Annotated in this window: 26 protein-coding genes; 4 read left to right on the forward strand and 22 right to left on the reverse strand. The window is 45.8% G+C overall.

Features of this window, described 5'->3' with window-relative positions; translation table 11 throughout:
* Positions 1-2: 2 nt before the first annotated feature.
* The 20 genes from ACT6NU_RS13605 to ACT6NU_RS13700 form a co-directional block, all read right to left on the reverse strand.
* Positions 3-1,145, reverse strand: coding sequence for a vWA domain-containing protein (locus tag ACT6NU_RS13605; protein WP_445382220.1), 1,143 nt, complete (start codon positions 1,143-1,145; stop codon positions 3-5).
* Positions 1,146-1,199: 54 nt separating this feature from the next.
* The gene (gene hisIE / locus ACT6NU_RS13610; RefSeq protein WP_445383869.1) at positions 1,200-1,817 is read right to left on the reverse strand and encodes a bifunctional phosphoribosyl-AMP cyclohydrolase/phosphoribosyl-ATP diphosphatase HisIE; all 618 of its coding nucleotides are present in this window, start codon (positions 1,815-1,817) and stop codon (positions 1,200-1,202) included.
* Positions 1,818-1,831: 14 nt separating this feature from the next.
* Entirely contained in the window at positions 1,832-2,587 is a 756-nt protein-coding gene (gene hisF, locus ACT6NU_RS13615) for an imidazole glycerol phosphate synthase subunit HisF (RefSeq protein ID WP_445382221.1), read from the reverse strand.
* A 3-nt stretch (positions 2,588-2,590) separates the two neighbouring features.
* Positions 2,591-3,103: a DinB family protein gene (locus ACT6NU_RS13620; RefSeq protein WP_445382222.1), complete on the reverse strand. Its 513-nt coding sequence runs from the start codon at positions 3,101-3,103 to the stop codon at positions 2,591-2,593.
* 4 nt (positions 3,104-3,107) lie between these two features.
* Complete coding sequence (hisA, locus tag ACT6NU_RS13625; RefSeq protein ID WP_445382223.1) at positions 3,108-3,863, reverse strand: 1-(5-phosphoribosyl)-5-[(5-phosphoribosylamino)methylideneamino]imidazole-4-carboxamide isomerase; 756 nt, start codon at positions 3,861-3,863, stop codon at positions 3,108-3,110.
* A 4-nt stretch (positions 3,864-3,867) separates the two neighbouring features.
* Complete coding sequence (gene hisH / locus ACT6NU_RS13630) at positions 3,868-4,455, reverse strand: imidazole glycerol phosphate synthase subunit HisH (RefSeq protein ID WP_445382224.1); 588 nt, start codon at positions 4,453-4,455, stop codon at positions 3,868-3,870.
* A gap of 23 nt (positions 4,456-4,478) precedes the next feature.
* Positions 4,479-5,618 carry a bifunctional histidinol-phosphatase/imidazoleglycerol-phosphate dehydratase HisB gene (gene hisB / locus ACT6NU_RS13635; RefSeq protein WP_445382225.1) on the reverse strand — a complete coding sequence of 380 codons (1,140 nt, stop codon included), beginning with the start codon at positions 5,616-5,618 and terminating at the stop codon, positions 4,479-4,481.
* Complete coding sequence (gene hisC / locus ACT6NU_RS13640) at positions 5,615-6,706, reverse strand: histidinol-phosphate transaminase (protein WP_445382226.1); 1,092 nt, start codon at positions 6,704-6,706, stop codon at positions 5,615-5,617. The genes hisB and hisC overlap by 4 nt, the downstream gene beginning before the upstream one ends.
* Positions 6,687-7,979, reverse strand: coding sequence for a histidinol dehydrogenase (hisD, locus tag ACT6NU_RS13645; RefSeq protein WP_445382227.1), 1,293 nt, complete (start codon positions 7,977-7,979; stop codon positions 6,687-6,689). The genes hisC and hisD overlap by 20 nt, the downstream gene beginning before the upstream one ends.
* A 10-nt stretch (positions 7,980-7,989) precedes the next feature.
* Positions 7,990-8,847, reverse strand: coding sequence for an ATP phosphoribosyltransferase (hisG, locus tag ACT6NU_RS13650; RefSeq protein WP_445382228.1), 858 nt, complete (start codon positions 8,845-8,847; stop codon positions 7,990-7,992).
* A 192-nt stretch (positions 8,848-9,039) separates the two neighbouring features.
* On the reverse strand, positions 9,040-9,855 hold the full coding sequence (locus ACT6NU_RS13655; protein WP_445382229.1) for a prohibitin family protein: 816 nt from the start codon (positions 9,853-9,855) through the stop codon (positions 9,040-9,042).
* Between the two features lie 12 nt (positions 9,856-9,867).
* Positions 9,868-11,895 (reverse strand): vWA domain-containing protein, encoded by a 2,028-nt coding sequence (locus ACT6NU_RS13660; RefSeq protein WP_445382230.1) that lies wholly within the window; start codon positions 11,893-11,895, stop codon positions 9,868-9,870.
* 113 nt (positions 11,896-12,008) lie between these two features.
* The gene (gene fabG / locus ACT6NU_RS13665) at positions 12,009-12,755 is read right to left on the reverse strand and encodes a 3-oxoacyl-[acyl-carrier-protein] reductase (RefSeq protein WP_445382231.1); all 747 of its coding nucleotides are present in this window, start codon (positions 12,753-12,755) and stop codon (positions 12,009-12,011) included.
* Between the two features lie 107 nt (positions 12,756-12,862).
* The gene (gene sucD / locus ACT6NU_RS13670; RefSeq protein WP_445382232.1) at positions 12,863-13,735 is read right to left on the reverse strand and encodes a succinate--CoA ligase subunit alpha; all 873 of its coding nucleotides are present in this window, start codon (positions 13,733-13,735) and stop codon (positions 12,863-12,865) included.
* 57 nt (positions 13,736-13,792) lie between these two features.
* Positions 13,793-14,728: a UDP-3-O-(3-hydroxymyristoyl)glucosamine N-acyltransferase gene (locus ACT6NU_RS13675; RefSeq protein ID WP_445382233.1), complete on the reverse strand. Its 936-nt coding sequence runs from the start codon at positions 14,726-14,728 to the stop codon at positions 13,793-13,795.
* 8 nt (positions 14,729-14,736) lie between these two features.
* Entirely contained in the window at positions 14,737-15,303 is a 567-nt protein-coding gene (gene efp / locus ACT6NU_RS13680) for an elongation factor P (protein WP_445382234.1), read from the reverse strand.
* 3 nt (positions 15,304-15,306) lie between these two features.
* Positions 15,307-16,092, reverse strand: a complete 786-nt coding sequence (gene lpxA, locus ACT6NU_RS13685; protein ID WP_445382235.1) for an acyl-ACP--UDP-N-acetylglucosamine O-acyltransferase — start codon at positions 16,090-16,092, stop codon at positions 15,307-15,309.
* 1 nt (position 16,093) lies between these two features.
* Positions 16,094-17,488, reverse strand: coding sequence for a bifunctional UDP-3-O-[3-hydroxymyristoyl] N-acetylglucosamine deacetylase/3-hydroxyacyl-ACP dehydratase (locus ACT6NU_RS13690; RefSeq protein ID WP_445382236.1), 1,395 nt, complete (start codon positions 17,486-17,488; stop codon positions 16,094-16,096).
* Positions 17,481-18,512 (reverse strand): UDP-3-O-(3-hydroxymyristoyl)glucosamine N-acyltransferase, encoded by a 1,032-nt coding sequence (lpxD, locus tag ACT6NU_RS13695; protein ID WP_445382237.1) that lies wholly within the window; start codon positions 18,510-18,512, stop codon positions 17,481-17,483. Before lpxD ends, ACT6NU_RS13690 begins: the two co-directional genes overlap by 8 nt.
* A gap of 48 nt (positions 18,513-18,560) precedes the next feature.
* Entirely contained in the window at positions 18,561-19,790 is a 1,230-nt protein-coding gene (locus tag ACT6NU_RS13700) for an HD domain-containing protein (protein ID WP_445383870.1), read from the reverse strand.
* Positions 19,791-19,895: 105 nt separating this feature from the next.
* On the opposite strand from ACT6NU_RS13700, the gene porX reads away from it, so the two are divergent.
* The gene (gene porX / locus ACT6NU_RS13705) at positions 19,896-21,440 is read left to right on the forward strand and encodes a T9SS response regulator signal transducer PorX (RefSeq protein ID WP_445382238.1); all 1,545 of its coding nucleotides are present in this window, start codon (positions 19,896-19,898) and stop codon (positions 21,438-21,440) included.
* 27 nt (positions 21,441-21,467) lie between these two features.
* On the opposite strand, the gene ACT6NU_RS13710 is transcribed toward porX, so the two are convergent.
* The gene (locus tag ACT6NU_RS13710; protein WP_445382239.1) at positions 21,468-21,776 is read right to left on the reverse strand and encodes an HTH domain-containing protein; all 309 of its coding nucleotides are present in this window, start codon (positions 21,774-21,776) and stop codon (positions 21,468-21,470) included.
* Positions 21,777-21,957: 181 nt separating this feature from the next.
* Between ACT6NU_RS13710 and ACT6NU_RS13715 the strand changes: the two genes are divergently transcribed.
* On the forward strand, positions 21,958-22,329 hold the full coding sequence (locus ACT6NU_RS13715) for a hypothetical protein (RefSeq protein ID WP_445382240.1): 372 nt from the start codon (positions 21,958-21,960) through the stop codon (positions 22,327-22,329).
* Between the two features lies 1 nt (position 22,330).
* Here the strand turns inward: ACT6NU_RS13715 and ACT6NU_RS13720 are convergent, their stop codons facing one another.
* Positions 22,331-22,627 carry a hypothetical protein gene (locus ACT6NU_RS13720; RefSeq protein WP_445382241.1) on the reverse strand — a complete coding sequence of 99 codons (297 nt, stop codon included), beginning with the start codon at positions 22,625-22,627 and terminating at the stop codon, positions 22,331-22,333.
* Positions 22,628-23,543: 916 nt separating this feature from the next.
* Between ACT6NU_RS13720 and tsaE the strand changes: the two genes are divergently transcribed.
* Both tsaE and ACT6NU_RS13730 read left to right on the forward strand, forming a co-directional pair.
* Positions 23,544-23,963: a tRNA (adenosine(37)-N6)-threonylcarbamoyltransferase complex ATPase subunit type 1 TsaE gene (gene tsaE, locus ACT6NU_RS13725; protein ID WP_445382242.1), complete on the forward strand. Its 420-nt coding sequence runs from the start codon at positions 23,544-23,546 to the stop codon at positions 23,961-23,963.
* A gap of 180 nt (positions 23,964-24,143) precedes the next feature.
* The gene (locus ACT6NU_RS13730) at positions 24,144-24,359 is read left to right on the forward strand and encodes a hypothetical protein (RefSeq protein ID WP_445382243.1); all 216 of its coding nucleotides are present in this window, start codon (positions 24,144-24,146) and stop codon (positions 24,357-24,359) included.
* Positions 24,360-24,517 lie beyond the last annotated feature (158 nt).

A 24,517-nucleotide genomic window follows, 5' to 3' on the forward strand; every position in this document is an offset into this window, starting at 1 on the left:
GTTTATCCGCGAAGTCGCCTTTTGCGGTTTTGTTCATAATCTTCAAAAATCATTTCCCCTAAACCTTTTATACCTGTAAATAAGGCTTTTCCTTTATTGGCCTCCGTAAAATGGCGGACAAATTGCATGAGATAGGGATCCCTGGCAATCATAAAGGTGGTTATCGGAATATGTAGTTTGCGGGCCTGGCTGGCCATATTATAGCATTGTTCCACAATAAAATCATCCAGCCCCACACTATTTTTATAATAGGTTCCATCGGGCATCCTCAAACAGGAAGGTTTGCCGTCTGTTATCATAAAGATTTGCTTATTGGTATTGCGTTTGCGTCTTAGCAGGTCCAAAGCGAGCTGCAATCCTGCAACGGTATTAGTGTGATAGGGACCTACTTTCAAATACGGAAGTTCTTTTACGGTAATGGGCCAGGCATCATTGCCAAAAACCAGTATATCCAGGGTGTCTTTGGGGTAGCGGGTTGTAATCAGTTCTGCCAGGGCCATGGCAACCTTTTTGGCCGGTGTGATCCGGTCTTCCCCGTAGAGGATCATGCTGTGACTGATGTCAATCATAAGCACGGTACTCATCTGGGCTTTGAAGTGGGTATCTTCCACTACCAAATCGCCTTCATCAAGCCGGAATTGGTCCATTCCGTGGTTGACCTGGGCATTTTTCAGGCTTTCGGTCATGGATATATGCTCCAGCCCATCTCCGAAGCGGTAAGCCCGGAAGTCTCCGGTATGTTCATCTCCCCTGCCGGCCTTTCCGGTTCGGTGGTTTCCCGAGCCTCTCCGCCTGAGTTTACCAAAAATCTGATCCAGTGCCCGCTGCCGCAGCATGCGTTCTAATTTAGAGGTGATCGAAAGCGAGGGGCCTCCCTCTTCTCCTTCCCCTTCACCCTCAGGCCCGAATTTTGGTTCCTCACGTAAGAAACCCTTAGCCTTGAGGTCTTCTATAAAGTCATCAATTGTGTAGTCCTCATCGGTTAGCTCGTATTCCTTGTCCAGCTCCCGAAGCCAGTCCAGGGCCTCATCCACGTCCCCGGAAGTATGGGTGATGAGTTCCTGAAATATATCGAAGAGCTTTTCAAAAGGGGAAAGTTCCGGTTTTTGATAAGCTGTAAAACGAAATCCACTTCTTTTTTCCATAGCTGTCCTAAAAATAAACTATTTACGCCATGGGGATCAAGAAATTAAGAAATCTTAACGTCTCTCCTGGTGGCGCTCTTCCAATATTCCTATAATATCCTGCATGCGAAAACCTTTGGCCTGCAGCAATATAAGCAGGTGGAAAAAGAGGTCTGATGCTTCATTTAAAAAAAGGGAATCATCATCATCTTTAGCCTCTATAACCGTTTCCACGGCTTCCTCCCCTACTTTTTGGGCAATCTTGTTGATCCCTTTGCGAAATAGAGAAACAACATAGCTGTCAGAGGCTGTTTCCGAACGGGCCACCTCCTGTCTGGAGGCGATCAGATCCTCCAGGGTCTTTACAAATACTCCATCGGCCTTATTGGTTTCTCCCCAGCAGGTATCCTGCCCGGTGTGGCATACCGGGCCTTCGGGTATGGCCTTAATCAGCAGGGTATCCCGGTCGCAATCCAGCTTTATTTCCTTTACATTCAGGAAATTTCCGCTCTCCTCGCCTTTGGTCCATAAGCGCTTGCGACTACGGCTGAAAAAAGTAACGCGACCGGTCTTTTGGGTATGTGCAAAGGCCGCTTCATCCATATAACCCATCATCAGTACCCTGCCGGTTTGCGAGTCCTGAATAATAGCCGGAACCAGCCCCTTTCCTTTATTAAAATCAATCGCTTCCATATTCATAAAATAGTTTAAATCCGTACCGGGATGTCTCTTTTATCCAGGTATTCTTTCAAATCGATTATGGGTATTTCCTTAAAGTGAAAAACACTTGCAGCCAATGCTGCATCTGCTCTTCCTTGCAGGAATGCATCTGCAAAGTGTTCCATGTTCCCGGCCCCGCCAGAGGCAATAACGGGGATGTTGACCAGCTCAGACAGCTTTCTGAGGGCATCATTTGCAAAGCCGGCCTTGGTACCATCGTGGTCCATACTTGTAAAAAGCAATTCCCCGGCTCCCCTGTCGGTTACTTCCCGGGCCCACTCGAAAAGATCGAGCTCCGTTGGCACCTTGCCTCCTACCAGGTGTATTTTCCACTTTCCCTCTACTTCCCTTGCGTCCAGGGCTACAACTATGCACTGAGACCCGTAACGCGAAGCCAGGGTGTCGATCAAATCCGGATTACGCACGGCGGCAGAGTTTACCGAAACCTTATCTGCCCCGTTATGTAGTAGTACTTCCACGTCTTCCAAAGAGGAAATACCACCTCCAACCGTAAACGGAATATCAATTCTTTCGGCCACATGCCGAACCAGCTGAGCCAGAGTCCTGCGCCTTTCTTCAGTTGCGGAAATATCCAGGAACACCAGCTCATCAGCCCCGGCCTCTGCATAGGCAGCGGCCAGTTCAACCGGGTCTCCGGCATCTCTTAGATTCACAAAATTTACCCCTTTTACCGTCCTGCCATTCTTTATGTCCAGACAGGGTATGATTCTCTTTGTAAGCATTCCCTATTTTGAATTACGGGTGTTTAAGTCAATTCCCTTATAAAACCCAAGGGCTTTCCCATTTCGAACCTTTACCATATGGGCAATCTGTCCGGTATGATAGCTCAGGTGTTCCACTACGTGCATTGCCATTCCCAGTCCGCTCAGTGAGAAACCCTGAACCAAACTGTAGGACAAAAGCCTTTCTGCGGAAGAGGAACTGATAATTTCCCTCGCTTCATTTATGGTTTCAGCTAATTTATCCCAGACCTGTGAAACCTCTTCTTTACTGCTATTGCTAAATTCCAAATCCCTGTTTCTGGTATCTTTCTTAGCTGCCAGCCCACTGAGTATGTACTGCCTGATATTCCCCTCTAAATGGAGGAGCAGAGTACCTATGGAATTTGTATTTTCATTATCCTGGTGCCAGAAAAAATCATTATCAATCCCCTTAAGGCATATCTCCAGCATCCGTACCGATTCTGAAATCCGGTAATCTGCCTGTTTTTTGAATTCTTCTGCCCAATCCGTTTCCATTGCTTCAGTTTTCTGAAATAAAGCGCTGTAGTTGTTTTAATGAAATCTTCCCTTCGTATAACGCTTTCCCGATAATGGCTCCCTCGCATCCGGTTTCCTTTAGTGCCCTGAGGTCCTCAACAGAGCTAACCCCCCCACTGGCAATTAGTTTAATTGCTTTGCCGGATGCCTCAGTGCCATTGCTTTCATGGGTCGCCTCCAATAATTCCCTGTACAATTCGGTTGCCGGTCCCTGTAGCATACCATCCTTACTCACATCTGTGCAAATGACATACTGTATGCCTTCTTTCTGGAATTTTTGCACAAAAGGGATCAGGCTGCTGGAAGATCCTTCCTGCCATCCCGAAACGGCAATGTTGCCGTTTTTGACGTCCGCCCCCAAAATGATTTTAGCCGCCCCATAGCTCTGTAGCCAGGACAGGAAAGTCTCGGGTTCTTTAACCGCTATACTACCTCCTGTAACCTGCCTTGCCCCACACTCAAATGCAATGCGCAGGTCTTCATCAGACTTAAGGCCTCCGCCAAAATCAACTTTTAAAGAAGTGCCGGAACATATAGCCTCCAGCACCTTGTAATTTACAATATGACTGGAGCGTGCACCGTCCAGATCAACCAGGTGAAGGTACTCAATTCCACTTCCTTCAAAATGGCGGGCAACTTCAAGGGGGTCTTCATTATAAACTTTTTCCGTTGCGTAATCGCCACGGGTGAGCCGGACACATTTGCCTCCTATAATATCTATGGCAGGGATCAATCGCATAACCTCATACTGTTAATTCTAAAAAATTACGCAGGATTCGGGCTCCGGCCTTACTGCTTTTTTCGGGGTGAAACTGAACTCCGTAAAAATTATCCCTGGCCAGGGCCGCACTGTATTCTAACCCATAGGTACTGCTGGCAATGGTATCTGTTCCTGCAGCTGCATAATAACTGTGTACCATATAGACAAAAGCACCTTCCTGAACCCCTTTAAATAATGGGGATTTCAGCTTTTCAATCTTATTCCACCCTATTTGCGGCACCTTTAATCCGGAACCGAAACGAATGACCTCCTCATCGAAAATGGAAAGCCCAGTGGTGTTTCCTTCCTCGGAGTGATGGCACATTAACTGCATCCCCAGACATATCCCCAGAACGGGTTGCTTGAGCTCCGGAATGAGTGTTTCCAGCCCACTTTGTTTCAATTTATGCATCGCACTGGAGGCCTCCCCCACTCCGGGAAAGATAACGCGATCTGCCTTTCTGATCTCTTCAGGGTCTGATGACAACCCGGCATGTACCCCAAGGCGTTCAAAAGCAAACTGAATGCTTTGAATATTTCCCGCCCCGTAATTAATTATTATGACTTTCATAAACAGAACCCGCGGCTATTTAGCTATAACATTCCCTTTGTTGTAGGCAAAACCATCTTATCCGGGTCGCGCCTTACTGCCATTTTTATGGCCTTTGCAAAAGCTTTAAAGATAGCTTCAATCTTATGGTGTTCATTGGTGCCCTCCGCCTGAATATTTAGGTTGGCGCGTGCCGCGTCGGTAAACGATTTGAAAAAATGCAGGAACATTTCCGTTGGCATATCCCCGATCATCTCCCTGTTAAATTCGGCCTCCCATACCAACCAGTTCCGGCCACCAAAATCCAGAGCAACCTGCGCCAGACAATCATCCATGGGCAGGCAGAAGCCGTATCGTTCAATCCCCAATTTAGAGCCGAGGGCCTGGTATACAGCCTCTCCCAGTGCGATTGCGGTATCTTCAATAGTATGGTGTTCGTCAACCTCGAGATCCCCCTTAACCTGTATAATGAGATCCATCTGGCCATGCCTGGCCAGTTGGTCCAGCATATGGTCAAAAAATGCCAGGCCGGTTTGGATATGACTTTGCCCCTTGCCGTCCAGGTTTAATTCTATGTGAATATCAGTTTCTGCCGTTTTCCTGTTTACAAGGGCCGTACGGCTTCCGAGTTTAAGAAAAGTATATAAGCCTTCCCAGCTGGAGCCTTCCCAGTCAATTACATCCGAGAGGGCATCCGGGCTGTGGGCCAGCTCATCCAAGCCCAACCCCTCATTGTTGTTGATAAAAAGCCCCCGGGCCCCAAGGTTTTTAGCCAGCTCCATATCGGTCAGGCGATCCCCTATCACATAGCTCCCGGCCATGTCGTACGCATCTGTGAGGTATTCCTGAAGCATCCCCGTTCCCGGTTTACGGGTATCTGCCCCCTGGTGCGGAAAGGTTTTGTCGATAAAAACGTCTTTAAAGTTTACTCCTTCGTTGTGAAAACTGTCGATTATAAACTGCTGTACCGGCCAAAACTGTTCTTCCGGAAACGAATCGGTTCCCAGGCCGTCCTGATTGGTTACCATAACCAGTTCGTATTCCATTTCCCGGGCAATCCTGCCCAGAAATCTGAAAACCTCAGGGTAGAATTCCAATTTTTCAAAGGAATCGATTTGTTGGTCTTCCGGTTCCCGAATAAGGGTTCCATCCCTGTCGATAAATAATACTTTCTTTGCTTTCATTGGGAAGGGGTTTGAGACAGTTTATTCAGGGTTTCTAGGATGCGGTCGTTTTCTGCACGGGTCCCGATGGTAATGCGCAGCGTCTGCTCGCAGCCGTGCTGCGTAGAGCGGTTGCGAACCACAATTCCAGCATCGATCAGCTGCTTATATCGCAGGCCGGCATCATCTACCCGAAGCAATAAAAAATTGGACTGACTTGCAAAAATATACCGGACAAATGGTACGGCTTCCAGTAAGGACCTCAGTCGCTCACGCTCTGCTTTAAGTATTCCAATTTCTTTCTCAATTGCTGCTGTGTCAGCCAGGCGGTTAATGGCAAACTGCTGGGTCAATTCATTAACATTATACGGAGGCTTTATTAATTTGAGGTATGAAATGATCGCCGGGGATGCCATACAGATACCCAGCCGTATCCCTGCCATCCCATAAGCTTTGGAAAGGGTACGGGTTACCACCAGATTTTGGTGTGCCTCCAATAATTCAGTATAACTGCCTTCTTCGGAAAAATCGACATAGGCCTCATCTATCACCACCAGGCCCGGGAAACCCTGTATCAATTCCCTTACCAGGTCCCGGGAGAGCGTGTTTCCAGTGGGGTTGTTTGGTGAACACAGGAACAGCATTTTAGTTTCAGGGCCTGCCTGCTTCAATATGGCAGAAACATCCGGTTGAAAATGCTTATCCAGTGGTATTTCAATATTTTTAACGGCATTTATTCCAGCCAGGACCTTATACATACCATATGTAGGCGGTAAGCTTACGATAGCGTCCTTATAAGGTTCGCAAAATACCCGGAACAACAAGTCCAGTACTTCATCGCTTCCATTTCCAAGCAACAACTGCTCTTGAGAGACCTTCCACAGGCTGGCTATCACCTTCTTTAATTTCCGCTGATGCGGGTCCGGATATCGGTTTACCCCATTCTCGAATGGGTTCTCATTGGCATCCAGAAAAGTCATGGACCCGCCTGCAGAACTGAATTCGTCCCGGGCGGATGAATACGGCCTTAAGCTTTTAATGGTAGGGCGCACCAATTTGTCTATCGATTCCATAGGATTTCCGGCTACTTCATTTTGTGTTACCTGCATTTTCAAGGCGCAGGGTTACGGCATTTTTATGGGCTTGCAGCCCTTCGGCGGCTGCCATTATTTCAATTGAGGGACCAATCTGCTGAATCCCCTCAGGACTCAGGCGCTGATAGGTGATGCTTTTCATAAAGCTATCCAGGTTTACCCCGCTGTATTGCTTGGCATAACCATTGGTTGGCAAGGTATGATTAGTGCCGGAGGCGTAATCGCCTGCACTTTCAGGGGTGTTATTTCCCAGAAAGACGGAGCCGGCGTTTACGATAGCCTCCAGCAGAAACCCTTCATCTTTATGGCAAATAATCAGGTGCTCCGGGCCATATTCATTAACCATTTCTGCAATTTCATTTTTAGATGGCAGTAAGATGGAACGGCTGTTGGCAATTGCCGCGGTCGCTATTTCTATTCTTGGCAAAGCCTGTAATTGTGCGGGCAGGGCCTGATGTACTGCCTCCAGCAGTTTTGCAGAATCACTTAAGAGGACTACCTGGCTGTCTTTGCCGTGCTCTGCCTGACTCAGCAAATCTGCGGCTACGTAGTCCGGGTTTGCAGTATCGTCTGCAACCACCATAAGTTCGCTGGGACCTGCAGGCATGTCAATAGCCACCCCAAGGCGGCTGGCCCACTGCTTGGCAGCGGTGACATATTGATTCCCCGGTCCGAATATTTTATAAACCGCCGGAACACTAACCGTCCCGTAAGTCATTGCTGCAATAGCCTGTATCCCCCCAACGCTGCAAACAGTAGTAACGCCGCAGAGCTGAGCCGCATAAAGAATAGCCGGGTGCAACCTTCCTTCGGCCCCGGGCGGGGAACAAAGCACTATTTCCTGGCACCCTGCTATCTGAGCCGGAACACCCAGCATGAGTACTGTAGAAAATAAGGGAGCAGTACCCCCCGGGATATATAAACCCACTTTCTGAATAGCCTTTTTCTCAATCCAGCATTCCACCCCCCTGCTGGTCTCCACCCTTACTTTTTTGGTTTGTTGCGCACGGTGAAAAGCCGTAATGTTCCGGTACGCAAGGTCTATGGCCTTTTTGAGCGACCCTTCCGTTAAAGCAGCCCTGGTTGTAATATCGGATTGACTCATGGCGATTTCCTGCGGGACCAGGCCATCAAATTTCCGGGTATACCGGTTTATAGCTGCATCATCTTCATCATTAACAGCATTGAATATTTCCCGGACCTGGTCTTCCAACTGAAAGGAATCTACTGCCGGCCTTTGCAGCAATTGTTCCCAATCCGCCTTTTCAGGGTTTTTTATGTATTGCATAGTTGCCATGCTATAAAATCATCTTTTCAATAGGGCAGACCAGAATACCTTCAGCCCCTGCCTTTTTAAGCTGGTCCAGAACCTCCCAGAAAGTGTCTTTATTGATCACGGTATGTACTGAGCTCCAGCCTTCTTCCGCAAGGGGCAGAACGGTGGGGCTCCGCATCCCTGGCAGGAGTTTAATGACCGTATCCAGTTTATCATTGGGTGCATTCATCAGTACATATTTGTTTTTGCGTGCCTCCAGGACGGATTGGATACGGAACTGCAATTGGCTTAAAATTGCTTTTTGTTCGGCTCCAATCCCGGGGGAAACAGCCAGCACCGCTTCACTGCGGTACAGTACTTCCACTTCCTTCAGGTTGTTTTTAAACAGGGTGCTGCCGCTGGATACAATATCGCAGATGGCATCCGCCAGGCCGATGTTAGGAGCGATTTCAACCGACCCATTAATGATATGCAGTTCTGCTTTTATGCCGGCCTTATCCATAAATTTTTGCACAGTATTCGGATAAGATGTAGCAATGCGCTTTCCAGCCAAATCCTCTATCCCTTCATAGGAATCTGATTTTGGTACGGCCAGGGAAACCCGGCATTTTGAAAAACCAAGTTTTTCGGCTACTCCAATATCTTCTCCCTTTTCAAAGAGTACATTTTCGCCTATGATGGCAATATCTACTACCCCGTCACGTAAATATTGAGGAATATCCCCGTTGCGCAGGTAGAGCACATCCATAGGGAAGTTTCGGGCGGCAGCCTTTAGCTGATCCCGACCGTTATCTATGGAGATCCCGCAGTCCTTTAATATCGCCAGGGAATCTTCATTGAGACGGCCACTTTTTTGAATTGCAATTTTAATTTTACTCATAGTACTACCCGATAACGCTTTAAAAACAAAAAAACCCGCTTGAATACTCAAACGGGTTTGGAAACATCTTGATTTTACATCATACCTTCCTACCTCGCCTGAGTGCAAGTATTGAAGTGATGATGTAAAAAAGTTTGTTTCATAATGAGGCCAAAAATATAACTTAAATCTTAAAGATAAAAATCCTAAAACTTAATTATTCCCCAAGATAATAGGCAGCCCTGATTCTCCTGAACCTACAACCACAACTTTTGCATTGGGAGATTCCGAGAGCTTCAGAGTTGCTTCTATTCCCTTGTCCTGAAGGATTTTATCTGTTAGGGATGCGCTCAGGATTCGGTTGGCATCTGCCTTCCCCTGTGCCTCAATACGCTGTCTTTGTGCTTCTTTGTCTGCAGTTATCAGTCGGAATTCATATTCCAGGGATTCCTGCTCCTGCTTGAGTTTTCTCTCAATGGCGTTCTTAATGGTTTCCGGCAGGGTAACGTCCCTTACCAGTATTTCATTAAGCTGGATATACTGGTCTTCCACTATTTTTTTGGTTTCCAGATAAATCTCGTTCTGTATGGCATCCCTTTTGCTGGAATAGAGTTGCTCCGGGGTATATCTACCTACTACCGAGCGTGCGGCAGAGCGGATGGCGGGCAAAAGGATGCGTTCCTTATACATTTCCCCTTTTTCCTGGTGCAGCTTTCCAAGGTCTCCGTAGTTCGGCTGGAACCATGCAGACGCATCTAATTGAATATCCAGTCCATTGCTGGAAAGCACTTTCATTTTTTCAAAAACTTCCTGCTGCCTTACCTCATAGACAAAAACCTTGTTCCAGGGCGCTACCAGGTGGAAACCTTCGCCCAGCGGAGGTTCGTCAATAACCACCCCATCCCCGAAAGTACGGTATAGTACACCGGCCTCTCCGGAGCCAATGGTTATGGCAGATTTTGAAATTAAGATTGTCAGTACAATAATGATAACGATTGCCGGCAAGGCAATTTTAGGTAACTTATCCATAGTATATTTTAATTATAGTAATCCGTTGTATTTCCTGATAAACCATTCGGCAGCAAAGGCTGCGAGAATAAGAGCCATCAGCCAATAATATTCCAGCAAAGATACGATATTCCTGCGGCTTTTCTGTACGGGACGATAGCGTTCCGCATTGAGCAGACTATCGGTAAGCACTTCGGGGCGATCCGGGAAAATCACACTCCCATTATTCTCCAGGGCCAGTTTAGATAGCCAGTCCACATCGGAGGGAAGCGGTTGCTGTTCAACAGATGCCCGCTGCAAACTAAAGCTGCCCGTTTGTCTCAGACTGCCATCCTGTAACTCCACCGCAAAAGAATAACTTCCGGGATCCAGAAAACTGATGTCTGTCTGATAGACATCTTTTCCCAGTGACATAGGGAATTCCCGCTCTGCGGTACCGCTGCTGTCCCTGATTTTTAAAACGAGGCTCGCAGCCGGATCAAAGGAATAAGCTTCATCAAAATACCTTGCACGGATATAGCTTTCCTCGGCCCCTCTGTATATGGGCTCGTATTCCACGGCCAGTCTTTGGTTTACCGCATCTGCGGTTAGAAACTGAACGACCTTGGAAATCAGGCGGTCAAACGATTCAAAACTGCGCTCCGATTTAAAGGTAGCCATTCGCCATTTCCATAACCCGCTTCCAAAAAAAACGGCTTGCCTCCGATCGCTGCCTTTTAATAAAGCCAGCAAAGGTTCTTCCAGGGAAATTCCTTTTACCCGCTGGCCCAGTATCCATTCGTTTGGAACCGTAAAATCATAAGAGCCTAAAAGGCCCTCTACCGGAGGGAAATCCTCCGTTTTCCAAGAGCTGACATCAAAATAGCCGAACCCGGCATTCAGTTCTGCAAATATTTCCTCGGAAGGTCCCCGCTCTTCCAGCTGAAACCCCTGCTGAACAGCATTCACAAAGTTCCAGTCTGCCTCCGGTCCGCACAGCCAGAAAATGGGGGTATTCTTGTTTTTCAGCAGTGCATACAGGGGGGCAAAGGACGCATCCGGCTGATAAAGTATCCAAAGGTCGGTTTCCTCAAGCATGCCTGAAGCGTCAACCGGGCTCATTATCTCCAGCTGTCTTTGCTGATTCTGCGTCAGGCTGCGCAGTAGACTTCCAATATCAGGATGGGTTTGTGTACTCACCAAACCGATCTGCAATTGTTCATCAAGTACCTCTATCCCGGCAGTTGCAGAATTATTCTGAAGGTTGCGTTCCCCTTCCAGGGATGTAATAGAAGCCCGAAGGATATGCAGTCCGGGCTGGCCGGCGTCTAACAGCAATTCCCTTTGTCCGGACCCACCCCCGGCCGGGAAGGAAATCCTGTTGCGATAGACGGGCTGCCCATTATCCGTAATTTGTAAGCTAACCTCTGCGGAGGCCTCTCCGGAATAGGAAAAAAGAATTTCTACAGGATACTTATTTCCTTCGAATGCATATTTATTCGCAATGATGCGGTCTATCCTGAGATCACTGAAGGTTGTTGTATCCCCGATTACCACAGGGTAGATATCCAGCTCCGAATTGGCTGAATACCATTGGCTGCTGCCCCTATTCAGATTGCCATCTGTAAACACAACAACCACGGCTTTTTCATTGTTATGCACCCGGGAAAGGGATTCCATGGCTGCACTGATATCTGTCTGGCCTTCAGCAAAGTCCAGGCTGTCTCCCGCCTCAAGGTTTTTTCCAAATCGATACTTTTGAATTTCAAACCGATCCTGCAGCTCTGGATTATTTTCCAGGAATGAACGTGTCCTGAGAAGGGCCTGACGCTCCTCCGGCAAATCGATGGATGCGCTGTTATCGGCAAGCAAAAGGAGCTTTGTTTTGGTAAGATAGGTCTGAAGTTTTTCAACCTCCGGATTAACCAATAGGAGCAAAATGCCAAAAACAGCCAGAAACCTGAGCAATGCAAGGGTATTTCTCCAGGGCCTGGGCTTTGTTTTGTAATAATATTGAAACCAGACCAGCAAGCCGGATACTACAAGAGCAGCAAGAATCCATAAAAAGGCAGACCTGGGCATTGATTCGTGTTTTAGCAGACAGTTATTTTACAACTTGGCGAGAAGTAAGCGATGGCCCTGAAAGCCATTGTAGCTGGCAGGACCTGCTTTTATTTAAACTACCCGCATCTGTTTTAGGTGAGCATGCCACCGTCAACATTGAGGACCTGCCCGGTGATATAGGCAGAAAGGTCTGAGGACAGAAAAAGGCAGGCATTGGCAATGTCCTCAGGACTTCCTCCGCGTTTAAGCGGGATAGCATCCCTCCAGCCCTGCACTGTTTTTTCATCCAGCTTTCCGGTCATTTCGGTTTCGATAAAGCCCGGAGCAATGGCATTACAACGAATATTTCGGGAACCCAGTTCAAGGGCAATACTTTTGGTAAAGCCAATCATCCCTGCCTTGGAAGCCGCATAGTTGGCCTGGCCGGCATTACCCTTTACCCCCACTACACTACTCATATTGATTATGGATCCACTGCGCTGTTTAAGAAAAGTTCTCTGGATGGCCTTGGTCATATTAAAAACCGACTTCAGATTAATATCTATTACCTGGTCAAAATCTTCTTCGCTCATCCGCATCAGCAAATTATCTTTGGTAATCCCCGCGTTGTTAATGAGGATATCCACAGACCCAAAATCTTCCAATACGGCGTTTACCAGTTTCTCAGCTTCCTCAAAGCTGGCAGCATTACTCTTATAAGCTTTGGCATTAACTCCTTTTGCTTTGAGTTCTTTTTCCAGCTCCAGGGCGGGCCCTTCACTACTGCTGTAGGTAAAGGCAACATCTGCCCCGTGCGCTGCAAATACTTCTGCAATTCCTTTTCCAATGCCACGGCTGGCACCGGTTATTATCGCTTTCTTTCCTTCCAGGATTTTCATATAATTAGTATTTATCGGTTGGACGACTATCAAATATACTTCCCTTTCGGAGAAGTGACCAACAAAAAATCCCGCGATTGCGGGATTTTATTATACTGTTAACTGTTTCAAGCCATTACTTCCTTGACCTTCATGCCAATCTGGGCTGGGGAATCCACAACATGAATACCGCATTCGCGCATAATGCGCTTTTTAGCCTGGGCGGTATCGTCGCTACCGCCAACGATCGCTCCCGCGTGACCCATGGTTCTTCCAGCCGGTGCTGTTTCCCCTGCAATAAATCCGATTACTGGTTTTTTACTGCCATTTGCTTTATACCACCTGGCCGCTTCTGCTTCCAGCTGCCCGCCAATCTCACCTATCATTACCACGCATTCGGTCTCAGGGTCTTCTACCAGCATCTCAAGGGCCTCCTTGGTTGTGGTGCCGATGATAGGGTCACCCCCGATTCCTATGGCCGTAGTTATACCAAGTCCCTGACGCACTACCTGATCGGCAGCCTCGTAAGTGAGCGTACCGGATTTTGAAACAATCCCCACGCCTCCTTTTTTAAACACGAAACCGGGCATAATTCCCACTTTGGCTTCTCCCGGGGTGATCACACCAGGACAATTAGGGCCTACCAGGCGTGCTCCCCTTTCCTTTACATAGGTATTGGCCTTGATCATATCTGCCACCGGTATTCCTTCTGTTATAGTGATAATCACCGATATGCCTGCATTGGCAGCCTCCATGATGGCGTCTGCAGCAAAAGCAGGTGGCACAAAAATAATGGTAGTATCGGCTCCCGTTTTTTCAACAGCGTCGGAAACCGTGTTAAAAACTGGCTTGCCCAAATGTTCCTGCCCTCCTTTACCGGGGGTAACTCCTCCAACCACGTTGGTCCCGTATTCAATCATTTGCTCGGCATGGAAGGTCCCTTCACTTCCCGTAAAGCCCTGTACTATTATTTTGGAGTTTTTGTTTACTAGAACACTCATTTAGTTGTATTTAATTTTTAACAAAAATAGCCTTTACAGCAGAAAGGCTAAAAAATCCTATAGTTTTTTTAGTTGTTCCATCATGGACGGGATCTGCCGGACGTTTGCCAGTTGTTTGAGTCGTTCCCGGGCTTCTTCCGCCGGACTGCCAAAGTAGGACTTCCCACCAGCCAGGGATTTTGAAACCCCGGTTTGAGCCAGGACCACGGCTCCTTTTCCAATGGTAATGGCGCTGGTAACGCCTACCTGTCCCCACAAAGTTACTTCGTCTTCAATGATAACGCAGCCTGCAATTCCCGTTTGTGAGGCTATCAGACACTTTTTCCCGATTTGGGTATCATGCCCCACATGAACCTGATTATCGAGCTTACTGCCCTGTCCAATTATGGTATCGCCACTTACACCCCTGTCTATTGTGCAAAGCGATCCAAGCTCCACCCCGTCCTCAAGAACTACCCGGCCACCGGATAGCAGCCGGTCGAATCCTTCAGGCCGCTTTTTGTAGTAAAAAGCATCTGAACCCAGAACGCTCCCGGAATGGATTATTACCCCGTCTCCGATAACGCAATGGTCATTGATGCTGACATTGGAATGGATAAAACAGTTTCTGCCGATGGTTACGTGGTTTCCTATAAAGACATTTGGCTGGATAATGGTGCCTTCCCCAATGCTTGCAGTTTCAGCTATTGCAGTATTGGAATTTTGAAAGGGCCTGAAATGTTTTGTAATGTGGTTAAAGTCCCGAAAGGGATCGTCCGAGATAAGCAATGCCTTGTTCTCCGGGCAGTCCACATGCTTGTTGATCAGGATAACCGTTGCCCTGGAATTAAGCGCCTTGTCATAGTATTTTGGGTGGTCCACAAAAACAATATCTCCGGGTTCCACCACGTGAATTTCATTGATCCCCTGAACCGGAAAATCCGGGTCCCCGACATATTCCTTGCCGATAATTCCAGCGATTTCCGATAAAGTATGGGTCCTTGGGAATTTCATATCTACAACTATTCTTTGGCGCGTTCCATATAGTTGCTTTTCTCGGTATCCACTTTTATTTTATCCCCCTCATTGATGAATAGCGGAACGTTGATTCGGGCCCCGGTCTCTAAGGTTGCCGGCTTGGTTGCATTGGTGGCCGTATTCCCTTTTACTCCGGGTTCCGTATGGGTAACCTCCAGGATCACACTGGCCGGCATCTCCACAGACAGGGGCATGGCATCTTCCGTGTTGAACATAATGGTCACCACTTCCCCTTCCTTGAGTAATTCGGGAGCGTCCAGGGCGCTCTCCTGCAAGGCTATCTGATTGTAATCTTCCGTATTCATAAAGTGGTAGGTCTCCCCTTCCTTATACAGGAACTGATATGAACGCGTTTCGACCCGGACATCTTCTATTTTGTGCCCGGCTGAAAAGGTATTGTCCAGCACTTTACCGGTCGTTACGCTTTTGAGCTTGGTCCGGACAAAAGCCGGGCCTTTTCCCGGTTTTACATGCAGGAATTCCGTAATCTTATAGATGTCGTTGTTGTAGCGAATACAAAGTCCCTTCCTGATATCTGATGTTGATGCCATAATTTAATTGCTGCTAAAATATCCTTTCATTATTCCACGCTGAGAGTCCCGTATAAACTGTAGAATTTCATCCCGCTCAGGAGTTGCCTCCATTTCAGCCTCGATGATTTGTACCGCCTGGGAATTATTGTAATTCTGCTGATACAGGATGCGGTAAATATTTTGTATTTCTCTGATTTTTTCGGCTGTAAACCCCCTTCTCCGGAGCCCTACAGAATTGATCCCCACATAAGACATGGGCTCCCTGGCCCCCTTCACAAAGGGAGGAACATCCTTTCTCACCAAAGAACCTCCGGTTACAAAAGCGTGGGTGCCAATTGAAACAAACTGATGAACGGCCACCAGACCGGCCAGCACCACATGGTCACCAATGGTCACGTGGCCTGCAAGGGTTGAATTATTGGAGAATATGCAATTATTGCCCACTACACAATCGTGAGCCACATGGCAATAGGCCATGATCAGGCAGTTCTTGCCAATAACGGTTTTCATCCGGTCTGCCGTACCTTTATTGATAGTTGCACATTCGCGTATAGTGGTGTTATCCCCAATTTCCACGGTGGTGTCTTCTCCCTCGTATTTCAGGTCCTGGGGAGGGGCCGATATAATGGCTCCGGGGAATATATTGCAATTTTTACCAATCCGGGCGCCTTCCATGATGGTTACGTTGGAACCGATCCAGGTTCCCTCTCCTATAGTCACGTTATTATGGATGGTAGCGAAGGGTTCAATTACCACATTTTTGGCAATTTTAGCGCCGGGGTGTACATAAGCCAAAGGCTGATTCATACTAGTCTTTTTTGGTTTTAACGATCTGCGCCATTAGCTCGGCTTCCGAAACCAGTTTGCCATTGGCGTAGGCATAAGCCTGCATATGGCATATCCCGCGTCTGATTGGCGAAATAAGATCGCATTTAAAAATAAGGGTGTCTCCGGGTAAAACCTGCTGTTTAAACTTCACGTTGTCAATCTTCATAAAATACGTCAGGTAATTTTCCGGGTCCGGCACCGTGCTGAGAACCAGAATGCCTCCGGTTTGCGCCATGGCTTCCACCTGCAGTACCCCTGGCATAACGGGGGCTCCTGGAAAATGCCCCACAAAAAAGGGCTCATTCATCGTTACGTTCTTTATGCCCACAACGTGCGTATCGGACAGTTCCAGGATCTTATCCACCAATAAAAAAGGCGGTCGATGGGGTAGCATTTTCATGATCTGAACCACATCCATCAATGGTTCCTGGTTCAGGTCGTATTTGGGAACATTATTCCTTTTTTCCAGCTTGATTATTTTAGAAAGCTTTTTTGCAAACTGTGTGTTCACATAGTGCCCGGGTTTATTGGCGATAACCTTTCCCTTGATCCGGGTCCCTATCAGGGCCAGATCCCCAATAACGTCCAGCAATTTATGTCGGGCCGCCTCATTGGGATAATGCAGGGTCAGGTTGTCGAGTATGCCATTGGGTTTTACGGATAACTTTTTCTTTTTAAAGGCTTTTTCAAGCTTTTTCATGGTCTCCGGGGAAATTTCCTTATCCACATAAACAATGGCGTTGTTAAGGTCTCCCCCTTTTATCAGGCCGTGTTCCAAAAGCATTTCCAGCTCGTGCAAAAAGCTAAAGGTCCGGGAATCCGCAATAGCTTCTTTAAATTGTGAAAGGTGTTCAATGGAGGCATTCTGGGTTCCAAGGACCTTGGTCCCAAAATCCACCATGGTGGTAATCTGGTATTCTTCAGCCGGGATAACCGTAATTTCACTGCCGGTGGCCTCATCCCTGTAGGTAATGACTTCTTTTACCTCATAGACTTCCCTTTCGGCATCCTGTTCCACTATACCGGCCTTTTCCAGGGATTCCACAAAATACTTGGACGAACCATCCATAATTGGCGGTTCCGGCGCATCCAGTTCAATCATCACATTATCTATCTCAAGGCCTACCAGAGCTGCCAATACGTGTTCTGAGGTCTGGATTTTTACGCCCCGCTTTTCAAGGTTGGTCCCGCGCTGTGTATTAATTACATAATTGGCATCCGCCTCAATAATCGGTTCCCCTTCCAGGTCTACTCTTTTAAAGGCATACCCATGGTTTTCCGGTGCGGGAACAAACTTCATAGTGACCTGTGCTCCTGTGTGAAGCCCCACCCCTTTGAGGGTAACCTCCTTGGAAATTGTTCTTTGCTTAACCATTGCTTTTCCCCTTGTTTTTTTCGAGATCTTCTATGCGATTAACAATTCTGGGTAAATTTTTAAAATGAACGTAGGATTTGTTGTAGTCCCCATAGTTTAAAGCTGGAGAGCCCTGTAGCACTTCATCACTCTTTATATTCCGTGAAATCCCGGACTGGGCCTGAATCTTTACCCGGTCTCCTATCACAATATGCCCTACAATTCCAACCTGCCCCCCGATCATACAATGCTTCCCGATTTTGGTAGAACCTGCTATTCCCGTCTGCGCAGCAATTACAGTGTGTTCGCCTATTTCAACATTGTGAGCTATCTGGATCTGGTTATCGAGTTTCACACCCCTCCTCAGGATTGTTGAACCCAGGGTGGCGCGGTCAATGGTTGTGCCGGCACCTACATCCACATGGTCTTCCAGAATCACATTTCCTGTCTGGGGGACCTTGGAAAAAGCCCCTTCCTCGTCCGGAGTAAAACCAAATCCGTCTGCGCCTAAAATAACACCACTATGGATCACACAATCCTTGCCAATGATGGTTTCGGAATAGATTTTCGCACCGGCAAAAACCGTGCTGTTATCTCCTATTTTTACATTATCCCCTATATAGACATTGGGGTAGATTTTTACGTTGTTCCCTATTTCTACATTATTCCCCAAATAAGAGAAAGCCCCAAGATAGAGGTCAGATCCGTAATTAGCTGAATCTGAAACAAATACCGGGCTCTCTATTCCCGTTTTGTTATTTTTTACCTGGTTGTAATAAGCCAGGAGTTTGGAAAAGGACTTGTATGCGTCCTCCACTTTAATAAGCGTAGATTTCAGGTCTTGCTCGGGCACAAAGCCCTTATTGACGATAATGATGGATGCCTCCGTGCTGTATATATAGGGCGTGTATTTTGGGTTTGCCAGAAAGGTAAGGGAGCCCTCAGTACCTTCTTCAATTTTAGCAAGTTTATGAACCGCAATTTCCGGGTTGCCTTCAACCTCTCCTTCCAAGATTCCTGCGATCTGACTAGCCGTAAATTCCAAAGGTAAATTGCTGTTTGATTAAGATGCTGACAAAAGTAAGAAAAATTGTTATATGCCTTTTTTGGGATAACATATATAATATTTGGTGACCGGTTGGGAGAGGACCTCTAAGTTGAGATGATCCGAAGCGCTGGCTACATCTATCACCTTCCCGTTTGGCTTAATTATATTGATATTCTGGTTGTCCTGGTTGTAGGCGCGGTTATGTAAAACCCCCTCAAAAACAAAATAGGCGGCTTCCGACTCTGTCATACCTGTTTTGGCCCGGCATTTTTCCAGTTTGGTTTGCAGGCTGCGGGCAGAAATCGGGGCCTTTTTGATTTTAATGGATAAAAGTCTGCGCTGCAGCAGCATCTTGCATAAAGCGGCCAGCACCCTGTCATCAGCCTTTTGCCACTTTTTAAGGCTGGCCAGAATATCGATATCGTCCAGTTCTGCATACTGCTTCAGGGCCTCCTCTGTAAACTCCAATTTTCCAGGGTTTTGTTTCAGGAAAAAATCGAGAGCCGGCGAAACCGATTGCAGGCTGGCGCTCTGCCCTAATTCCCGGGCCCGCTGAATAACACGTATCAGTAACTGTTCTGCAACCACGCCTGTTTTATGCAAATAGACCTGCCAATACATAAAGCGGCGGGCCAGTAAATACTTTTCAACCGAATAGATTCCCTTTTCTTCCACAACCAGCCTTCCTTCATGAACCGACAGCATCGTTATGAGCCGTTCTGCGTTGATATTGCCCTCTGCGACGCCAGAATAAAAGCTGTCCCGTTTGAGGTAGTCCAGACGATCCATATCCAATTGGCTGGATACCAGCTCGTTCAGATATTTTTTGTTATAAGACCCGGTAAAAATGGCAATGGCCAGATCAAGTCTGCCGGAGAACTCCTTGTTGAGCTCTTCCATAAACCGCAGGGAAATTGCCTCATGGGAGATGCCACTCACCCATTCGTTTTCCAGGGCGTGGGAAAAAGGACCGTGTCCTATATCGTGCAACAGGATTGCGCAAAGCAGGCCCTCTTCCTCATCTTGGTTAATCTCAAAGCCCTTTCGCCTTAGCAGGGATATAGCCTGCTGCATCAGGTGCATGGCACCTAAAGCGTGATGGAACCGGGTGTGATGGGCCCCCGGATAGACCAGGTAGCTAAGCCCCATTTGTGAGATCCGCCTGAGGCGCTGAAAGTAGGGATGGGCAATTAAATTGAAAACCAGTGGGCTGGGAATACTTATAAATCCGTAAATTGGATCATTAAATATTTTGAGCTTTGAAGATTGCTTCAAATCTTTCATTTTGTGTTGTCTTTCCAAAGGTAGAAAATTGACCAGAGAGTGTCATCACTATTTTAGGTGAACGATACAATCAGAATGTCCCAAATTTTATTAAAGATGAAGAAAATAACCGTATTGTGGGTTGATGATGAGATAGATTTACTGAAATCCCACCTGTTATTCCTCAAGGAGCGCAATTACGAGGTGGTTACCTGCAGAAGCGGGCAGGATGCCCTCGAGGCGATTGAAAAGCAGCCATTCGACATTGTATTTCTTGACGAGAACATGCCCGGGCTATCCGGACTGGAAACCCTCAGTGAATTAAAACAGAAGCAACCCGCCCTTCCCGTGGTAATGATCACCAAAAACGAGGAAGAAGCCATTATGGAAGAAGCCATCGGCTCCAAGATTGCAGATTACCTGATCAAGCCTGTTAACCCCAACCAGATACTGCTCTCCCTTAAAAAAAACCTGGATCACTCCCGGCTGGTGTCGGAAAAGACAACGGCCAGCTACCAACAGGAATTTGGGAGGATTGCCATGGACCTCTCTATGGTAAATACCTATGAGGCTTGGGCAGATTTGTATAAAAAACTAATTTATTGGGAACTGCAACTGGAATCCATTGAAGACAGCGGTATGTTCGAAATTCTGGAGTCCCAGAAATCGGAAGCCAACATGCAATTCGGGAAGTTTATTGAAAAAAATTACCCCGGATGGTTTCAAAACGGTGGCGGGCCCATCATGTCCCATACGCTTTTCCGGGAAAAAGTTGTCCCCATCATCGAACAGGGCCCCACCCTTATGGTGGTAATCGACAATTTGCGGTATGACCAGTGGTTTGCTTTCGAGGAATGCCTGTCCCCTTTTTACAAAAAGTCTCAGGAAACCCCCTATTACAGCATTTTACCGACAGCTACCCAGTACGCCCGGAACGCTATTTTTTCCGGATTGATGCCGCTGGATATGGAAAAACAATTTCCAAAGTGGTGGAAAAACGATACGGATGAGGGAGGCAAAAATTTGCACGAAGCCGAATTTTTAGGAGCCCAGCTCAAAAGGCTGGGGCTGGATCTGCAATGGGAGTACCATAAAATTAGCAACCTCAGGCAGGGCAAACAGCTGGTACAACAGAGCAAATCACTGAAAAAGAATGACCTGACTGTTGTGGTTTATAATTTCGTGGATATGCTCTCGCATGCGAAAACAGAAATGGAGGTAATCAAGGAGCTGGCCTCTAATGACAAGGCCTACCGCTCCCTTACCCAAAGCTGGTTCCGCAATTCCCCCTTGCTGGAAATCATTCAGCAGGCCCAGACCATGGGGCTGCAATTGATAATAACCACAGATCACGGAACCATAAACGTCAAACAGGCTTCCAAAGTAATTGGAGACAAAGAAACCAGCCTGAACCTCAGATATAAAACCGGCCGGAGCCTCACTTATGAAGACCGGGATGTAATGGCCGCAACCCGGCCCGCAGAACTGTACCTGCCCACAATAAATGTCAGCAGCTCCTATATCTTTGCCAAAAACGATTTGTTTTTTGCCTACCCCAATAATTATAACCACTACGTCAGTTATTACCGTAACACCTATCAGCATGGCGGGGTTTCCCTTGAGGAAATGATTGTACCCTTTATCAGCTTGAAACCGCGGTAAGTAAAAAACCTGATTAATTTCAGGAAATTAACGTGCATATCCGCTGGTATTGTTGTTGAAGTAGCTGCCTTCGAGTATTTCGGTAACCTGATCGTGGTTGCCAATGCATATTGAAAAATTAACCTCCAGCACAAAGTCATCCTTGTAATAGTAGGTCCTTCTGCTTCGATCGTAAGCAATGATCGCATCGTAATCCTTTAATTGTTCAATTAAATAATAAACGGTGCGCTCACTGATTTCAAGGCGGTCGGCTATTTCAGAAGGGGAGCCTGTACATTCTTGTTGAATGAGGTAATGCAGCCGCTGCAGACGCTCAATGTGCTTAATGGTTTTCATAGGATGGAATTTTGTAGGGTTAATAATACAGCTATGGGCGACCAAAGTATATTAAAAATATAGTATATTTTCTATATATACAAATTATAATCTATATTTTAGAGTGATAAAAATGTTTTTAGAGTATATTTTCTTAATACCTCAAGATACCTTATCTTTGTGCAAAAGTATAGCAGCAATCATGATAAAGACCATCGATCGACTCATGCAGTTTATTGAACATGCGGGTTTAAGTGCTCGCCAATTTGACTTATCCATAGGAGCCAGCAACGGCTATACCTTAAGGATGAGTAAAAACAAAGCTTCAGTGGGTAGTGATGTTATCGAAAATATTATTCGGACCTATCCGGATCTGAATGTTGCCTGGCTGCTCACAGGGGAAGGCAGTATGCTAAAATCAGAAATGGAGGAAGAACCTTTGGATTTTGATAAGCTCCCGCCCGCCCGCCAACAGGAGATCGAACAGATTATTGAAAAAAAGATCAAGGAAAGGCAAAGGGAGGAAATGCGGAATATGCTAAAGGAAATCACCGACGAGATACGGAAGAAATAACTTAATACTCCATCCCGCGTCGACTAAGCACCTCTATTCCCTTGTCCAGTTCTGCCTGTAAATGGATCTGATAGTCCAGGGTGCGGCTACGCCTTCTGATCACCTTCGAAAGCAGCATAATAAAACTAATGGTCAGGAACACCAGGGGAAAGACCCTGACGTTTTCATAGTCTTCTACTGTTTCCAGCCCCTGAAAAGTCTCCCAGAATTGATATACGTAAAGCACCAGGGGAGACAGCAGGGCATATCGCCACCAATGCGGATTACTGACAAACCACACTGCCAGGACGATGATCATGGAAAGTTTTTGAGTGATGTACCAGATGAACGTATTGACGTCTGCAAAACCAAAACTTCCAATCTTTAAGATGCCAAGTCTTAAAGTTGTAAAATTTTCTGGTATAAAGTTATTTAAATAGACCAAAGCACCCGACATAATCAAACCCAATGCAGATAATATGTTAATTTTATTTTTATATCTATCGGAAAAGTACAAGGAGTTCTGTTCCTTGCTGTGTACTATTTGATTAATGATTATTTGTAGATATTGAAGCCTAACTAAGTAGCCTTTTATAGTCAACTTTTTATTTTTCAATGTTGCTATTATCTGAGAATTAAGTCTAAGTGTTTTTTTAAAAATCCATTCCTTTGCAACTTCAGGAATTGAAATGCTAACAACCCTACTTAGACCAATTTTATTTGATAATCGATCCAAAAGTAGTAAGGTGAAAAGAATCATTAAAAATAATAGCATACCTCCTTCCGAAAACACAAAATAGTGATAAATAGGACTGTTACTTAAATATAAAAAGACCAAATAACTTACATGATAATAGATAAATGGGTAGACAAAATACTTAAGTTTACTTAACGAGGTAATGAAATAAATAGAAGATAGAATTAGGGGAATTAAATTTAAAAAAAGGGACCAAACGAATAATTGATTATTCTTAAAGCCATGATTGATTACAATCCCTAAGACGGATAAGGAGTTAATTTCAGTATTGAAGAACAAATGTAAAAATGAACTAAAGGGCAAAAGTATTACTATCAAGATAATAATGACCTCCTTTTTAAATTTACTAATCCAATTGGATGGATAAAATTGAACTTTATTTTTTGAAGTATTAGACAACGGATTCTACTTAAAAGCAACAACAATTTTGAGTAAAAAAATTTAAAAATCAGAAGAACGTTACTAATATATAAATTTAATGGAGAAAATAATCTATAATATAGAAAATATTTATAAAGTAGCCGAAAATCTACTCTCCAAAACCAGGCACAAAACTGTTTGCCTGTATGGCCCTATGGGTTCCGGAAAAACAACCCTGATCAAGGCTTTGATAACCAACCTGGGCACCCTTGATGCGGGAAATAGTCCGTCTTTTGGAATTATCAATGAATACCACAACCGGGAAGGAGGGCTGCTTGCACTGCATTATGATTGCTACCGTTTAAAAGACGAAGAAGAAGCCCTGGATATGGGAATGGAGGAATTATTGGAAGCCGATTGCTGGCACTTTATCGAATGGCCTGAACGGATACAAAACCTGCTCCCGCTGCATTATACCTCCATACAGCTTGAAATGCTTCCTGAAGGGGACCGCATACTGAGGCTGCAGGCCGTTTAAGTGCAAAAGACGTATCGTCCGGACCGCATTTTTATTGCAGTTAATTCGATGAAATGCATAATTTTCGCTTAAATGCTTGCTTTGATCGATGAAATGCACTATTTTTGATTGTAGTATGAAAAGTTCATAGGGAATTTTTCCTACATTTGAGATTAAGAATACCTTAAAGCCTCCGAGACGATGAACACTAGAAAAATTTTATTTGGGATAATGACTTTTTCAGTCTTGATATTCGCATCATGTACAAATGACACTGCAGATGCTGAATTATATGAAGTAGGTATAGATAAAAGTAAGATTACAAAAGGTCCCGATTCAATTGATAAAAGCAAGATTACTAAAGGGACAGATGCAATCGACAAAAGCAAAATCACCAAAAGCAACAATCAAAATTAGGTCATAAGTCAGAACCAAAGACTATTATATATTTTATCCGATTTATCAGACCATTTATCGATAAGTTAAAAACCGGCCAATAAGTCGGTTTTTTTTTCGTTTTCTTCTTAAACAATAGTCAAATTAAATCTTCTAAAATGAAGGTAGAAAGCCAAGAA

The organism is Robiginitalea rubriflava (assembly GCF_052540725.1).